Source organism: Pseudoalteromonas sp. HL-AS1 (assembly GCF_031198785.1).
GTDB lineage: Bacteria > Pseudomonadota > Gammaproteobacteria > Enterobacterales > Alteromonadaceae > Pseudoalteromonas > Pseudoalteromonas distincta.
Genome location: NZ_CP133569.1, coordinates 1,159,149 through 1,175,266 on the forward strand (window position 1 = coordinate 1,159,149; position 16,118 = coordinate 1,175,266).

Annotated in this window: 17 protein-coding genes and 1 pseudogene; 13 read left to right on the top strand and 5 right to left on the bottom strand. The window is 39.0% G+C overall.

Going from position 1 to position 16,118, the window contains the following annotated elements; translation table 11 throughout:
- Nucleotides 1-20 precede the first annotated feature (20 nt).
- Nucleotides 21-530, top strand: coding sequence for a GNAT family N-acetyltransferase (locus tag RB214_RS05365; protein ID WP_165723595.1), 510 nt, complete (start codon nucleotides 21-23; stop codon nucleotides 528-530).
- A gap of 35 nt (nucleotides 531-565) precedes the next feature.
- Here RB214_RS05365 and RB214_RS05370 read toward each other — a convergent pair whose 3' ends face one another.
- On the bottom strand, nucleotides 566-952 hold the full coding sequence (locus tag RB214_RS05370; protein ID WP_024596739.1) for an MmcQ/YjbR family DNA-binding protein: 387 nt from the start codon (nucleotides 950-952) through the stop codon (nucleotides 566-568).
- A 194-nt stretch (nucleotides 953-1,146) separates the two neighbouring features.
- Here RB214_RS05370 and yeiP point away from each other — a divergent pair, with 194 nt between their 5' ends.
- Both yeiP and RB214_RS05380 read left to right on the top strand, forming a co-directional pair.
- Entirely contained in the window at nucleotides 1,147-1,719 is a 573-nt protein-coding gene (yeiP, locus tag RB214_RS05375) for an elongation factor P-like protein YeiP (RefSeq protein WP_002962153.1), read from the top strand.
- A 139-nt stretch (nucleotides 1,720-1,858) separates the two neighbouring features.
- A complete protein-coding gene (locus tag RB214_RS05380) occupies nucleotides 1,859-2,053 on the top strand; it encodes a hypothetical protein (protein ID WP_024604473.1) in 195 nt (64 codons plus the stop codon).
- Here the strand turns inward: RB214_RS05380 and RB214_RS05385 are convergent.
- Both RB214_RS05385 and RB214_RS05390 read right to left on the bottom strand, forming a co-directional pair.
- On the bottom strand, nucleotides 2,050-4,203 hold the full coding sequence (locus RB214_RS05385) for an EAL domain-containing protein (RefSeq protein WP_309168953.1): 2,154 nt from the start codon (nucleotides 4,201-4,203) through the stop codon (nucleotides 2,050-2,052). The two genes, RB214_RS05380 and RB214_RS05385, sit on opposite strands and share 4 nt — an antisense overlap.
- A 151-nt stretch (nucleotides 4,204-4,354) precedes the next feature.
- Nucleotides 4,355-7,078: an insulinase family protein gene (locus RB214_RS05390; protein WP_309168561.1), complete on the bottom strand. Its 2,724-nt coding sequence runs from the start codon at nucleotides 7,076-7,078 to the stop codon at nucleotides 4,355-4,357.
- A gap of 191 nt (nucleotides 7,079-7,269) precedes the next feature.
- Here RB214_RS05390 and sixA point away from each other — a divergent pair, with 191 nt between their 5' ends.
- Nucleotides 7,270-7,740 (top strand): phosphohistidine phosphatase SixA, encoded by a 471-nt coding sequence (gene sixA, locus RB214_RS05395; protein WP_024593905.1) that lies wholly within the window; start codon nucleotides 7,270-7,272, stop codon nucleotides 7,738-7,740.
- 18 nt (nucleotides 7,741-7,758) lie between these two features.
- A complete protein-coding gene (locus RB214_RS05400; protein WP_024604476.1) occupies nucleotides 7,759-8,109 on the top strand; it encodes a RidA family protein in 351 nt (116 codons plus the stop codon).
- A 52-nt stretch (nucleotides 8,110-8,161) separates the two neighbouring features.
- On the opposite strand, the gene RB214_RS05405 is transcribed toward RB214_RS05400, so the two are convergent.
- Entirely contained in the window at nucleotides 8,162-9,103 is a 942-nt protein-coding gene (locus RB214_RS05405; protein WP_309168562.1) for an AEC family transporter, read from the bottom strand.
- Between the two features lie 27 nt (nucleotides 9,104-9,130).
- On the bottom strand, nucleotides 9,131-9,688 hold the full coding sequence (gene smrB / locus RB214_RS05410; protein WP_007377742.1) for an endonuclease SmrB: 558 nt from the start codon (nucleotides 9,686-9,688) through the stop codon (nucleotides 9,131-9,133).
- Nucleotides 9,689-9,840: 152 nt separating this feature from the next.
- Between smrB and prmB the strand changes: the two genes are divergently transcribed.
- From prmB to RB214_RS05450, 8 genes and pseudogenes are all read left to right on the top strand, one after another.
- Complete coding sequence (prmB, locus tag RB214_RS05415; RefSeq protein WP_007377743.1) at nucleotides 9,841-10,776, top strand: 50S ribosomal protein L3 N(5)-glutamine methyltransferase; 936 nt, start codon at nucleotides 9,841-9,843, stop codon at nucleotides 10,774-10,776.
- 227 nt (nucleotides 10,777-11,003) lie between these two features.
- Complete coding sequence (gene aroC / locus RB214_RS05420) at nucleotides 11,004-12,101, top strand: chorismate synthase (protein WP_008138551.1); 1,098 nt, start codon at nucleotides 11,004-11,006, stop codon at nucleotides 12,099-12,101.
- Nucleotides 12,102-12,253: 152 nt separating this feature from the next.
- A complete protein-coding gene (locus RB214_RS05425) occupies nucleotides 12,254-12,631 on the top strand; it encodes a DUF4112 domain-containing protein (RefSeq protein ID WP_024591638.1) in 378 nt (125 codons plus the stop codon).
- A 106-nt stretch (nucleotides 12,632-12,737) separates the two neighbouring features.
- Nucleotides 12,738-13,384, top strand: a pseudogene (locus RB214_RS05430) (glutathione S-transferase family protein).
- A gap of 236 nt (nucleotides 13,385-13,620) precedes the next feature.
- Complete coding sequence (locus RB214_RS05435; protein ID WP_309168564.1) at nucleotides 13,621-13,908, top strand: zinc-ribbon domain containing protein; 288 nt, start codon at nucleotides 13,621-13,623, stop codon at nucleotides 13,906-13,908.
- Between the two features lie 118 nt (nucleotides 13,909-14,026).
- Nucleotides 14,027-14,581 (top strand): elongation factor P hydroxylase, encoded by a 555-nt coding sequence (locus RB214_RS05440; protein ID WP_309168565.1) that lies wholly within the window; start codon nucleotides 14,027-14,029, stop codon nucleotides 14,579-14,581.
- Complete coding sequence (locus RB214_RS05445; RefSeq protein ID WP_309168566.1) at nucleotides 14,571-15,734, top strand: ATP-NAD kinase family protein; 1,164 nt, start codon at nucleotides 14,571-14,573, stop codon at nucleotides 15,732-15,734. The genes RB214_RS05440 and RB214_RS05445 overlap by 11 nt, the downstream gene beginning before the upstream one ends.
- Entirely contained in the window at nucleotides 15,731-16,006 is a 276-nt protein-coding gene (locus tag RB214_RS05450) for a YfcL family protein (protein ID WP_309168567.1), read from the top strand. Before RB214_RS05445 ends, RB214_RS05450 begins: the two co-directional genes overlap by 4 nt.
- Nucleotides 16,007-16,118 lie beyond the last annotated feature (112 nt).

The window sequence follows — 16,118 nt, forward strand, 5'->3', positions numbered from 1 at the left end:
ATATTTAAATGAGGAGCTTAATGACATTATTTACACAAAGATTGAGCATGTACCAAATAGAAGAGTCTGATTGGCCTTTTTTTCTAGCGCTTCATCGCGATCCTCAAGTCCTTAAGTATTGTTTTGATATGCCAATGGAGTCACTGGTAAGAAACCGCTTTGAGATACGTTTACCTAAGTGGAATACTAAATCACGCCATCCACTGTGCTTACTCATTATTAATAATAAAACAAAACAACCAGTGGGTGTTACAGGCTTTGCCTATGACGGAGAAACCGCAGAGCTTGGTTATTTATTATTGCCAGAGTATTTTAATAAAGGCTACGCGACAGAGTCGTTAAGAGCTGTGATTGATTGGGCTTGGAAAGAATGCGGTATTAGGCAGTTTAAAGCAGTCGTAACGCGTGGCAATATTGGTTCTGTAAAGGTGCTTAGTAAGTGCGGCTTAACCCATACCGATACACTTTTTAAAGTGCATACAATAGGCGAAAAGTTATACGACGATTTAATTTATACGCTTAAGGTGTAAGGTTTTAATGGGCTAGTAGCCTAGCCCAAAAAGTGCTACAAGTGAAGTGCGATAGCTTTTCGGTCTTTTTCTGGCATGTTTTCTACGACTAAATTAAATGAGTTATCAATCATTCTCTCAATTTCACTTTGTGCAATTGTGCCGTCTAAAATTACTGTGTTCCATAAGCGTTTATTCATATGGTAACCAGGGATCACTGCCGGGAAAGTATCACGCAATGATATTGCTTCATCAGGATCGCATTTTAAGTTAAGCCACCAAATAACCTCACCATCATCATTAGTTTGACCGTCATTGCCAATAGCAAGAGTCGCAAACATTTTATGATTCACTTTATATACATCAACCTCTTGCGCAAATGGTTTTGTAACCTGAACAAGTGGTTTTTTAACTAAATACTCATGTACTTTTTTCTGGTCCATGATCCATTCCTTGAAGTCATACTCGGTAAAGCTACCATAGCAGTTTTTTTCACATTTGATTATATGTATTTTAGTATAAATTAAAATTTTACAAGCTAATACAACATGTAGCGTAAAACCAACGTAATTTTAGTTGAACAAAATCCAGTTCGTGGTATGTTTCTGCCAATCAAAAAAATAATAGGAATTCACACATGCCAAAGGCGAGTGATGTTAAAAAAGGTACTGCTATTGACTTCAATGGCCGCGTTTTAGTTGTAAAAGATATTGTGCGCTCTGTGCCGCAAGGTCGTGCTGGTGGTAGTTTATACCGTATGCGTTTATACGATGTGGTAACCGGTGGTAAAGTTGACGAAACATTCAAAGACAGTGACATGCTAACGCTGGCTGATTTAACACGCCGTGAAGTAATGCTATCGTACATTGATGGCGACGAGTATGTGTTCATGGATAATGAAGATTACACGCCTTACAACTTAAACAAAGATGCTATTAGCGAAGAAATTTTGTTTGTTAATGAAGAAACGCAAGGCGTACACGTCATTGTTATCGATGGCGCGCCAGTAGGACTTGATTTACCATCAAGTGTTGAACTTGTTGTTGAAGAAACAGACCCATCTATTAAAGGTGCATCTGCAAGTGCTCGTTCAAAACCTGCACGTATGTCTACTGGCTTAAATATTTCTGTGCCAGAGCATATTTCAACAGGTGACCGTATCCGTATTAATACTGTTGAACACAAATTTATGGGTCGTGCTGAAAAGTAACTTGTAAATTATAATTTTAAAAGCCGAATTTGTGTTTAACAGGTTCGGCTTTTTTGTGCGCGGGGATTTGTTGCTTTAAATTTAATCACGTTAGCGTTAGAATAAACGCCGTATTTTTGAGCAATTTTAAGGGGTAGCTTTGTTTATAGTTTTACTAAGCAGTGCATTTATAGCTTTAATGTATTTAGAAACCATTAAAAAAGGCATGCCAATTAAGCGATGGCTGATTTTAGGCGGTTTACTTGGACCTGTAGCCTGGTGCTTGTTTAATCTACATTATCGTCGTGCTTTAGTAAGAAATGTAGGAATAAATGCGTGTATATGGCGCCCTTAATTTATTGACGCCACATTTTTATTTTTTCTAATTAAGCTTGGGGCTGCTTTAGTTTGTTGTTGCTTTAAAAATTCAGTAAATTCACTTTTTGATAGAGGCTTAGAATAGTAATAACCTTGTACTGTTTCGCAATTAAGCTTTTTGAGTATATCAATTTGATGAGCTTGTTCTACACCTTCAGCCACTACATGTAAATCAAGGTTATGTGCAATAGTGACTATTGAGTCGACCATATTACGGCCACGTTCGTTGGTCATGTCATCTATAAATGCTTTATCTACTTTAAGTGTATTAAGCGGAAATTGCTTTAAATACGCTAATGATGAATAACCAGTACCAAAATCATCCATTGCTAAATGAATACCTCGGGCACTTAACGAACGCATAATTGCAATGGCTTCTTTAGGGTCATCCATTACAGTACCTTCTGTTATTTCAAGCTCTAAAAAGTAAGAAGGTAATTCATTTTTTTGCAAAATAACGTCAATACGAGAGGTTAAATCGGGGAGGCTAAATTGCTTTGCTGATAAATTGACAGCTACTCGGCCGCTAAATAAACCGCTATCTAGCCATTCTTTTACGTCTCTGCAGGCTTTGTTTAATACCACTTCACCAATTTCAATTATTTGGCCCGTTTCCTCGGCTATAGGTATAAAAACTCCCGGACTAATAATGCCTTTTTTGGGTGTAATAAAGCGCACTAATGCTTCCATTCCGGTTAGCTTGCCTGTGCGAATATTCATTTTTGGTTGGTAGTACACTTCAAAGTGATCTTCTTTTAAACCAAAGCGCATGAGGTTTTCAATTTGCAGTCGTTTAACGGCTTGACGGTTCATCGTGTCGTTAAAAAATAAGTAGCTGTTACCTTTCTTTTTAGCATGATACATGGCGGTATCTGCATTTTTTAAAAGCAGTTCAGGCGTATTACCGTCTTCAGGGAATAATACAATACCTACACTTGAGGTGATTGCCAGTTCGTGGCCTGCCATTTTAAATGGTGTAGCAATGGCCGCTAAAAACTGTTTAGCCATGCGTGTAATTACATGTATGTCGTTAGTGTCAGACATTACCAGAGCAAACTCATCGCCGCCTAAACGATAAAACACATCATTTTCGCGGGTTAGTTTATTTAAGCGCATTGCTAGTTTAGCTAATAAGCTGTCACCTAGCTGATGTCCTAACGAGTCATTTATTTTTTTAAAGTTATCTAAATCGAATACAAGCAAGGCGTGATGCGAATTGAGTTTTACTAGTTTATGCAAATCAGTAAAAAATAAATTTCGGTTAGGCAGACTGGTTGTGCGATCTCGATTCGATAAGTTATGTAATTGCGATTCTGCTTTTTTACGCTCTGTTAAATCTGAATATACAACGACATAATTAGTTATTTGATTTTGATCGTTTTTAATTTCATCTATGGATATTTCTATCGGTAATAAAATACGCTCACTATTACGAAGCTTCACTTCTTGTTGAATATGTTCGCGCTCTTTTACTATTTCAATAATTCTGTTTGTGTAGCTTGGCTCATACCCAGATAGGCTAAATTCTTTTCCTAAGTATTGTTCGCGTACGCCACCAAACAAGGTTAAAAAGCTAGGGTTTATATCAACCAGTTTAAAGTTTTTATCGTAAATTGCTAAGGCGTCAGTAAGCGACTCAACACATTTTGCAAAAAGGTTTAAGCGCTCTTCAGTTGATTTTAACTGTGATATATCGCGAACGGTACCTGTCATTCTAAGGGGTGATAAGTTGGCGTCTTTTTCAATTATTTTTCCGCGGTCGAGCACCCAGTGCCAACGACCAAAAGTATCTTTGATTCGGTAGGTGGCTTCAAAAAAAGCAGACTGCTCTGCAAAGTGCACTTTTAACAAGTGCTCAACGTTATTAATATCGTGAGGATGGATAAGGCCTTTATTTGGTGGAAACCCCATTAAGGTAGTTGAGTCCATTAAGTACTTATCGTTAATACGAATAACTTCGCCTGTTTTTATGTTCCAGTCCCAAAGTGTATCGCCGCTACCTTCTACGGTACTTTTAAGGCGTTTTTCCGAAAGTCGAAGTTGGCGGCGTGAACGTCTAAGTTTGTGGATTACAAATAACAGGTAGGGCAAAGCAAGCGCTATAATGGCGCTTGCTAGTATAAGTATATTGTCAGAGTTGTAATTAAGTGATGACTCAAAGGCAAAAGCTCAAATGAGTAAGCAAGTACTACAAGCATGCTTAGTTTTATTATTGTTTTTATCATTTTTGATTACTTCTAATTTACAAATGATAATTTAAAACAAGCTAAACCTAGAGTCAAAGAGATTGAGAGTAAACGGGCATATTTTGAGATTTAGTGACTTTTGCCGAGCTTAAAAGCTCATATCTTGGTCTATCATCATCAAATAGGCTTAGTGCATAAACTTTTACTTCTCTTAGTGTTAGCGCGTTTAGGGCATCTAAAAGTCGCTGCTGCATATGAAATTCATGATCTCTGTTACCAATAGCAAGCCATAACCGTTGTGAGCGCAGGCGCAAGTTTTTATCTTTTTCTGCAATATGAGTACTAAGGCCATGCTTTTGCTGTTGCCAATCGTTTTCATCAAGTGCATCAATGTTATCAAGGTAGTTTTTTATAAAGCTGTTATGTCGATGCAATAATGTTTTTGCATCAAACTTAGGTGACTGCACATAAAATGCTATTCCAGCACGTGTGTTAAAAGGTGCATAACCTGCGCCCACTAAATAACCTAGCTGTTGTGTTGTTCGTAACTCGTTAAAGTAATCTTGATTAATTAAATGATTTAACGCCATCATTTTTACTTTTTCGGCCACGCAATCCGTTTGCGCTTGATAGTAAACAACCATGGCATGGTCGCTACAAGGAAGTTCTAACTCGTAGCGAGTTACTTTTTTAATTTCAAAAAGAGGGCGTCTTAAATCTTCAATTATGGCTGCGTTTTTTAGGTGTTCGGCGACCTTTTTTTGAAAGGCTAATGCATCACTTTGCTGCCAGTTACCATGTAAAAATGATTCAACATGTAGTGCTTTAAAAAAGTCTGTTCTGAACTCATTAAATTGCTGAAAACAAGTGTTTTTTAATGCCGATGCAAGCTCCCCAGGTTGTGGGTTCCAAGGCATTATTTTTGCGCCTAAAATACTAAACAACTCACTGACTGGTTTGTTTTGGTTGCTATTGCGCCAATGCCTTACAAGCTGTTTTTTATATTCAGCAAAGCGTTTTGCACAAATTTCTACATTAAATAAAGCATCTATTAATTGATCAACAAGCTCTAACTGGCTAGATGAAAGCCCAGCGGTATGTAGAGTTAACCCACCTTGATGCGAGGTTAAGTGGTAACTAAGACCTGCAAGTTCTGCAGGATAAAATTGCTCGCCCACGCTATCCATAAATAAATCTGTAAATAAGCGGGTGAGTGCCATATGTTTTACATCTTTTACGGCAAAATCAGAATCCATGGCCAAATAAAAATGGCCTTTAGCAACACGAAATGTGTTGTCTTGTTTAAACCAAAAGTCAAAACCGGGTTCTTTTACTAATAACTCGGGTTTTGTTTGTGGTTTTATGACATCAAATAACACCACTTCTTTTGTTAAATAAGGATTAGCGGTAGGCAGCAGCATTTCGCTCAGCGGTTTATTTATCTCACTAAGTGCATCAAGCCAACTAGGTGAAATATGTTCTACTTTATATGGTGTGTTATACCATGCGGTTTTATGTTCAGGCTCTACATCTGGATGTATAAGTACGATGCGCATATTATGTGGCGTTAACCACTGCATGGCCATTTCGTGGGTCGCTTTTTTAAAGCCTTCCATTAAATAGTCGCCTTGCACGTAATTTGCTTCGTCGTAATGCTGCATATTAATGCTTAAATTACTGACCCAATCAATCAAGCGTGACTTTTCTTGGTTATCAAATGCTATTTGTAATAGATTTTTTTTATCTTGATATAAACGCGGCAATTTTTCGGTGTTATCGTTAATTAAGCAAATGTATGCAAACACCATTTCAATAATGTCTTCGAAGTATTCAATACCTTCATCGGTAAGCGCTAAACTAATATTAAAATCTTTGAAGTTGCTGCCGTTTATACCACCGCCAGCAGAAAGCGCGTTTATCCAGCCTTGCTCTTTTAAAATAGAATAAAGAGAACCCGCGCCTTCATAGCCAAGTAAATGGGCAATAAAACTCACTGTTTTGTGGCGATAAAAGTCGTCAATATTAGGCATAGCAAAACTTATGATAAGTTTTTGCATATGCTTATGCGGCTCAATATGAAGTATTTTTCCTATGTCTTGTTTGCGATAGAGTGGCTCACTGATCTCTGGCTTTTTGAGGTTTTTACTACCCTTAATTGCGCCAAAGTAAGTTTGTGCCCAGCTTTGTAGTGTGTCTAATGTTTCGTTTGCGCAAATAACTAAAGTCATCCACTGAGCTTGGTACTGACTATTAAAAAAGTCGCGAAGCTCATCACTAATACAGCGCTCTCTGTCAGCTAAGGTTTGTAGGTTTCCTACAGAAAATTTAGCAAATGGATGAGCTGGATTTACCGTTTCTTTGTGGGCTTGATAAATACGGCGACCATCGTCTTTTATTTTTAGTTTAAACTCGGCTTCAATTGCGTTGCGTTCTTTTTCTGTTTCGGCTGAATTTAAAAGTGGCGCAATAAAAAAACGGCTAAATTGGGTAAGCGCCTGTTCAAATTCTTGGTTATTAATATCAAAAAAGTAACAGGTATGCTCAGTGCCAGTCCACGCATTAGTGTTCCCGCCAGCTTGCGAAACAAAATTATTAAAACTGCCTGAATCTGGGTATTGGTCTGTGCCTAAAAAAAGCATGTGCTCTAAAAAGTGTGCTAGGCCTTGCCTATCAAGAGGATCGTCAAAATGCCCGGCGTTAACTGCCATTGATGCTGCCGCTTTTGTAGAATCTTTATCTTGCACTAATAGTACTTTTAGACCATTGTCCAGTGTAAAGGCGCGGTATGCTCTGTTATCATTGCGGCTGATATTCAAATGATGCTCCTGAAACTAAACGTTTACTTGTTAACAACAGATGATGGCTTCAGGAAAGCGAAATACAGCTTAAAGATTTACCTGAATCTCATGAAAGAATTATTTAGAAATAAATAGATTTATGTTGTTAATATAGCTGACAAATGGGCAAACTGGCTACTGTTTTATATTCTTTAATCGGTTGGTTTTTTATGAAAACAATCCTAATAATGCGCCACGGCGAAGCAACACCCATGCAGGCTGATGATGCAGGTAGAAATTTAACCCAAGCAGGGCACGATGAAGCTGAAAAAATGGGCCTTTGGCTCAGTAAAGCACATTGCCCTGATGCACTGTTAGTTAGTCCTTACATTCGTGCACAGCAAACAGCTGCAGGTGTGGCTAAAAATAACGTATTTAAATTTAGCGAAACCACGTCCGATATTATCCCCGAAGGCAAACCTCAAATTGCTGCTGACTATCTTGAAACGCTTATTGCTACTCATCCCCAATGCAATACATGGCTTATAGTGGCACACATGCCTATTGTAAGTTATTTAGTGGATCAATTAAGCCCTGGTAATATGCCAATTTTTAATACAGGTGCTGTTGCTGTTATTAGTTATGATGAGCAAACCCAGCGTAGTAGTTATATAAGTATAAATGCCCCAGAAAACCTTTAAATAATTGAGAAAAGTATTATGACGATAGAACGCTTACAAACAGGTGCGCGCATGAGCCGCATAGTAAAACATAATGGCACTGTGTATTTATGTGGGCAGGTATGCGCCGACGCGCAAAAAGGTATTAAAGAGCAAACTCAAACTATGCTTGATAAAGTAGAGGCGCTGCTTGATGAAGCAGGGAGTTCAAAAGAACACATGCTTAGCGCGACTATTTATGTAAAGAGCATGGAATACTTTGCTGATATGAATGCAGTATGGGATGCATGGGTACCCGAGGGTTATGCGCCTGCACGTGCCTGCGTAGAAGCTAAAATGGCACGTGATGCACTACTCGTAGAAATATCTGTTGTAGCGGCCTTAAAGTAATTTGATTAAACAATTATATAGCTCATGGCAGTTTTGTTAGTTATATAGTTGTTTAAAGCAAAATAGCCAACCAAAAGCTAAAACTCAACATACACAATATAGTAGAAAGTACCACCGCCCCTGCAAGCGTTGCTTGATGCTGTTTTAACTGACACGCAATTAAGTAAGCATTTACCCCTACAGGTGATGCACTCAATAGAACTAGCACATTTCTTATTTGCTCATCTAACTCAAACACATAAGTTGCTGCAACAAATACCCCAGCCGGTAATATAATAATTTTTAATAATGAAGATATAAGCGCGGGCTGCCAGTTTGAGGCTATTTTATAAAATACTAAGTTTGCGCCTAGTACAAATAAAGCACACGGAATAGCGGGTTTGGCGAGTAAATCTATACTGCTTACTAAATTGTCATATAAGCTAAGCCCAGATACATTAATGATCAACCCGCAACCAATACTCAGTACGATAGGGTTTAGCACCATACACTTGCTAAAGTTATACCATGAGAAGTTTTCAGCACTTCCTTTTGCCCCAATTAAAAAGGTCAGGGCAAATAGCAATGTGCTATGAAAGGTGATGATCATAAATGCAATAGCAATCATCTCTTTACCCAGTGACGCTATAACAATTGGGATACCTACCAACACCATATTTGAATAACTTCCTGCCAAACCAAATACGCTGTGTTGTTGATAATTTATTGCTTTATTATTGAGACATGGCTTATTTAAGTAAAAGCGGTCGATTAAAATGCCTAATCCAAACACACTCAAAACAGGTATGTAAAAGCTCAAAAATGCAAAAAGGCTAATACTTTGCTGTAAGTTTATTTGCGACATATTTAGTACTAAAAAGGCCGGTAAACTCACATAAAAAGTAAATTTACTTAGACCCGCAATGTTTTGTTCGTTAAAAAACTTTAACTTACAACATCCATAACCCAGTGCCACAATAAAAATGAGCGGAAAAATAATTGAAAAAATATGCACGTAGTTACATCCTAGTAATGGCTAAAGTTAGCGTCTAAATTCATCACTTTGCGGTAAATTAATTAAAATAAGTACAGCGCCTCTTCCACCATATTCGAGAGGGGCTTGGTGCATCGCTATTACGTCAGGGTGCTGTACTAAGTACTGAGGCACTTTGTGCTTTAGTACGCCGCCACCAATACCGTGCACTACACATGCACAATAATAATGCTGCTTTTTACATTCGTGAATGAGTCCAGCGAGTTCGTCTTTAGCAAGTTCTTTATTTAAGCCATGTAAATCTAGCGTCAAATCGGGTGCAAAGTCACCACGGCGAAGCTGTTTAGCTAGGAAAGTATCTTGGCCAGGTTTTACATATTTAACCGTGCCGTGGGTGTCTATATCGGGAATATAAACGTCTGAGAAGAAAAATTCAGATTGAGCCTGCTTTTTTTGCTGGGCAAATTGCTTAGCTTGTGACACCTTAGGCTTTGTATCAAAACGATGAGTATCTTGTTTAAATACTTTGGCGCCTGTGATCGTTTGACGAAATAAGCTTATGTCGTCATTGCTTAGGGACGAATGTGATGGAGTGTCTTTTTTCATAACTATTACCTAAACAAAAAAACGTAAAAACGCAGCGCAAAAGGCGGTACAATACTTAAATGAGGGGCAATTGTAATTTGCCCAGCGCAGATAGGCAATGCAATCGTCTTAAAGACTCAAAACAGTCAGTAAGCTAATACAGGTAAAAATATATGAGCGATTTACAAATAGAAGAAGCAACACTCGAAGAAGCCGTTGCAGAACTGTCAACTTTACATGACTGGTTACGTTGGACTACAAGCCAATTTGCAAGTAGTAGTATATTTTTTGGACACGGTACAGATAACGCATGGGATGAAGCTGTAAGCTTATTACTGCCTGCGCTTAGCTTGCCTGTTGATGCGCCAAAAGAATTAATGCACGCGCGTTTAACAAGCACAGAAAAAAATCGACTTGCGGGTCTTATTGCAGAACGTATTAACGACTGCACACCAGTACCTTACTTAACAAACATTGCATGGTTTGCGGGTATGCCGTTTTATGTTGATGAACGTGTACTTATACCTCGCTCACCATTTGCCGAGCTTATTAGTAACCGCTTTACGCCGTGGCTTGAAGAGCCACAATCGGTAAACCGTATATTAGATTTATGTACAGGTTCGGGTTGTATCGCAATTGCACTTGCGCAAGCTTTTGAGCAGGCACAAGTTGATGCGGTAGATATATCGTATGAAGCGCTTGAAGTGACAGACATTAACATTAACGATTACATGTTGAGTGATCGCGTGTTACCGATTCAGTCTGATGTATTTAGCGGTGTACCAGGTCAAAAATACGACCTAATAGTAGCAAACCCACCGTATGTTGATGCGGAAGATATGGCTGACCTGCCACGCGAATTTCATCATGAGCCAGAGCTTGGGCTTGCATCAGGCCACGATGGTTTAGATGTAACCCGTACTATATTGAGCGAAGCGAGTGAACATCTAACTGATAACGGTTTGTTATTTGTAGAAGTTGGTAACTCTATGGTACATATGGATGCACTGTATCCGGGCGCGCCGTTTGAATGGATTGAATTTGAACAAGGCGGCTTAGGTGTATTTGTAATTAGCAAAAAGCAGCTAGATGAGTATTTTGCAAAATAATACCAACTCCATTAAGTATGTGATCTAAATTTTACGCCGAAAAAACAATTCAGTTCTAGGCGTAAATTGATGTAAATGGTTGTTCCCTTTGCGAAATTTACAACAAAGAAATGGGTTGTTTTAGCAAGTAAAATAGATCAGCTATTTATTTGAATTGGTATAAGTAAAAAATGAATAGCCAAGCCCTGTGCTTGGCTATTGGTAGTCATTAGGAATGAGGAAAGTTAATGGCAGGTAATAGCATTGGGCAGTTATTTAAAGTGTCCACCTTTGGTGAGAGCCACGGCGTTGCATTAGGCGGCGTTGTTGATGGTACTCCCGCAGGTCTTGAAATCACAGAGGCCGACTTACAAATTGATTTAGATCGCCGAAAACCAGGCCAAAGCCGTTATACAACGCAGCGCCGTGAAAGCGATCAAATAAAAATATTAGCAGGCGTTTTTGAAGGTAAAACCACAGGTACCAGCATTGGTTTATTGATTGAAAATACCGATCAACGCTCGCAAGATTACGGCAAAATTAAAGATGTATTTCGCCCAGGTCATGGCGATTACACGTATTGGCATAAGTACGGCTTGCGCGATTATCGCGGTGGTGGTCGTTCATCTGCACGCGAAACCGCGATACGCGTAGCGGCAGGTGCTATTGCTAAAAAATACTTAAAGCAATTTCATGGTATTGAAGTTAAAGCATGTTTAAGTCAGCTTGGCCCTATTAAGGCGGAAACGTTTGACTGGGATGAAGTGGAAAATAACTTATTCTTCTTCCCTGATGCAAGTAAGCTTGAAGCGCTTGACGAATATATGCGTGATCTTAAAAAGCAAGGTGACTCAGTTGGCGCTAAAGTAAAAGTAGTGGCAAGCAATGTACCTGTTGGTCTTGGAGAGCCAGTATTTGACCGCCTTGACGCTGAACTTGCACACTCATTAATGAGTATTAACGCAGTTAAAGGCGTTGAAATTGGTGATGGCTTTGACGTAGTTGAGCAAAAAGGCTCTGAGCATCGCGACGAGCTAACCCCTGAAGGTTTTACATCAAATCATGCAGGTGGCGTACTTGCGGGTATTTCGACAGGGCAAGACATTATTGCTTCTATTGCGCTAAAGCCAACCTCGAGCATTACCATCCCAGGTAACAGCATTAATACAAGCAACGAAGCGGTTGAGATGATCACTAAAGGTCGTCACGACCCGTGTGTAGGTATTCGTGCAATACCGATTGCAGAGGCAATGATGGCCATTACCTTAATGGACCACTTACTGCGTCAACGCGGACAAAATCCACATGTAAACCACGAACATGGGCCAATTAATGGCTCTGTGTAAGTATATATAATTATAAAAAAACGCGGATTACCGCGTTTTTTTATGTCTGTAATTTAGTTAGGAGCCTTTCAGGAGTTGTTCAAGTAAGCCCTATATACTGCAAGAAGGAGGGTAGTAATCATGAACGATAATATTAATGAACGATAATATTAATGAACGATAATATTAATGAACACTCACAAATAAAAGCCCAAGCTGCAATAGCCCGCTTAGAACGTTTCAGTAAGTTAACTGATAGCAGCATTGGTATTCCTTTTACTAAATTTAATATAGGCCTAGAGGCTGTGATTGGTTTAATCCCTGTAATAGGTGATGCCGCAGGGCTAATTTTATCAAGCTATGTGCTTATAGAAGCGCAGCGTTTAGGTGTGAGTAAACGTATAAAGACTAAGATGATCATTAATATGCTCATAGATTTTGTGGGCGGCTTAGTACCATTTTTTGGCGATATATTTGATGCGTTTTTTAAAGCTAACACGCGTAATACACAACTATTAAAAAAACATTTAAACAAGCAGTTAAGTGAGTAATTAATAGCTTTAAGTAACCGTTAGCAAAGACACTTTAAACAAAATGTTGTTGGTTGTTTAATCACCTAGTAAGGTAGGAGCGTCTATTCACTTTGGTATTTACAATATGCAATTATTCATCGGTAATAAAAATTACTCCAGCTGGTCATTACGCGCATGGTACTTAATGAGTAGGTTTGATGTTGAGTTTAGTGAAACCCAGCTGGTACTCGACACCCCTGATTTTTACAATGAACTAAAAAAGACCTTTGCTGTGCAAAAGTTCCAGCGTTAATTGATGGCGATTTACAGGTATGGGATTCGCTAGCAATTTGTGAATATATTAACGATGCTTACTTATCGGGCGCTGCATGGCCAAAATATATTACCCAAAGAGCTAAAGCGCGTGCGCTAAGCGCTGAAATGCATTCAGGCTTTATGGCGCTGCGCAGCGAAATGCCAATGAATATAAGAGCTACCCGTAAAGTAGACCTATCGAGCGAAGCATTAAAAGACATAGCCCGTATAGACGAGATATTTGCACAGCAACAAGATGTGTTTCCAAATGAGTGGTTTTTTGGTGACTTTAGTATTGCTGATGCTATGTACGTACCTATTGTATTGCGTTTAAAAACATATCAAATTACGTTATCGCCAGAGGCGCAACAATATTGTGACTTTGTTATGCTTTGCCCAGTATTACAAGTATGGATCACTCAGGCATTAACCGAAACCGATATTGTAGAGTGTGATGAAGCAGGAACGCCTGTATAATTATTGTTTTTCATATGGCATGTTCTATGCCTTAAAATCATAAGTTTAAACTAGGCAGCTCATGTATCTAAATCACCCAAGGTATGGCAAAAAACCGATAACTACCAATACCCCAGTGACAATAGAGGCGATAGAGAATGCGCACTGGCGTTACTCGAGGCTTAAATACTTCCCTGATACGGTAATATTGGCAGATATAAAAAAGCAAAACTATGCCATTGACCCTCGGGCACTTTATGTTGATATTGAAGAGAAGTGCGAAAGTTGCTCTAAGGCATTTATTTTTTTTTGCTCAAGAGCAGCAATATTGGTTTGAGGTACTTGATTTTTGGGTCGATTCACACTGTACACGTTGTTTTGAATGCCGTAAGCATGCCAGATATATACTAACTCTACGTAAACGGTACGATATGTTAACTGGCTTAGCCAATAAAACCTCAAGTGAAAAAACACAGCGTAAAGAACTTGCCAATACGCTTTACTGTTTAGGTATTATTAAAAATATCAATAAAGTGAAAGATTAATCCGCTTATATTTTACTATCACGCCTTATTTTTACTTTAGTTGTAAAAGCCCGTACAATTCGTCTCGTTTTTAGTGCGCTAATATGGCGCTGTAACCGAGACGAATTAATCAATTTTTATGCATCAAATAGCTGATCTAATTTCAATTTTTGAGCGCACTTTTTATCAAAGTCACAATACACGACTGATAAAAGGCGATTGTGAGCCTGTGTATTTACCAGCAACAGAGCAGGTGCCATATCACCAAGTTGTATTTGCGCATGGTTTTTATGCCAGTGCATTACATGAAATTGCGCATTGGCTGGTGGCCGGTGATGCACGTCGGTTATTAGAAGATTACGGCTATTGGTACTGCCCAGACGGGCGCGACAAAAAAAAACAAGCTGAGTTTGAAAACGTAGAAGTAAAGCCCCAAGCTATAGAGTGGTTATTAAGCACCGCAGCAGGGTTTAATTTTAATGTGTCGGTGGATAACTTAAACGGCGAGCAAACATGTCGGTTTGATTTTCAGCAGCGAGTATATGCACGGGTATTATCGCTAATCGAAAATGGCTTTAACTCTCGTACAGAGTCACTTTTAAAAGCACTCTGTGATTTTTACAATACACCGTGGCCATTAACAGCGCAGCAATTTAATTGGCAACACCCAAAGGAGCTTTGTAATGGCGTTTAAATTAGGCTTAATTGTAAACCCTGTAGCAGGTTTAGGCGGCACAGTTGCCTTAAAAGGCAGTGATGGCGCACACACAGCCGCTAAAGCAATTGAATTAGGTGCAGAGCCAAAAGCAAATAGCCGAACAAAAGCAGCGCTTGAGGTGCTATTACCTTATAAAGAACGCTTAACTATTTACACTGTTAACGGTGACATGGGTGAGCAAACAGCAAAAGCTTTGGGCTTTAATGTAGAGGTTGTATATAACACTGCAGCAATAACAACCCCAGATGACACAGAACAAGCCGCAAAAATACTTAAAAACTCTGGTGTTGATTTGGTCTTATTTGCCGGAGGCGACGGTACAGCACGTAACATTTGCCATGCAATAGAGGATACCATTCCCGTACTTGGTATTCCCGCAGGTTGTAAAATTCATTCTGGTGTTTACGCTATCACGCCAAAGGCTGCAGGGCGCGTAGTCGAAATGCTGGTTAAGGGTGAGTTAGTTACCTTAGCCGATGCAGATGTAATGGATATAGATGAAGATACTTTCAGGCAAGGCACAGTAAAAGCCAAACGCTACGGCGAAATGCAAACACCTAGCGAAGTACGCTATATGCAAGCGGTTAAAAATGGCGGTAAAGAAACCGACGAACTCGTACTTGCCGACATTGCAGCGCATGTTGTATCGCAAATGGATGAAGACACATTTTATATTATGGGTAGCGGCTCAACGGTTGAAGCCATAATGGAAGAAATGGGGCTTGAAAATACGTTACTTGGTGTTGATTTAATAAAAGATCAAACCTTAGTTTCTCAAGATTTAACGGCTAAGCAATTGCTTGAGCTTACACATGATCAAAGTACTAAGTTAGTCATTACGCTCATTGGCGGGCAAGGGCATATATTTGGCCGTGGTAACCAGCAATTGAGTCCTGTGCTTATACGCGCAATTGGCAAAGAAAATATTATTGTAGTAGCAACAAAAACAAAACTACAAGCGCTTAATGGTCGCCCCCTTATTTGTGATACAGGCGATGGCGAATTAGATGATGAATTAACCGGTTATATTAAAGTAACCACCGGATTTAACGACCATATTATGTATGCAGTAGGGCACCACAACATTGAAAATACAGGTGCTTTGCAAAACCAGGAGATTAATAAATGAGTTTAGTGAACTATATCGATGCAGCCCAGCAGTACTTCGATGATTTAGTAATAAAAGCAACTGACGATGAGTTATTTGCTGGCGGCTATTTACGAGGTCATTTTGATCTTGCAGTTGGTTATGCCGAAGTAGAAAAGCTGACAATCAGTATAGATGAGCTAAACGAAACTGTAGAGCAAAGCTTAGTTAAAGCATATCGCAACGGCGAGCTTAACGAAGAAGACAAGGCATTAGTTGCACGCTTGTGGGAAGAAGTTAAAGCCCTCGCTTAACCCTAAGTGTTACAAAAAACACGATGTGTTTATCACTATCGTGTTTTTTTGTGCCCAAAACTTTTAAAGTAGATTTTCATGTTAATTTACTGTTTTGTTTTTATGCGATATT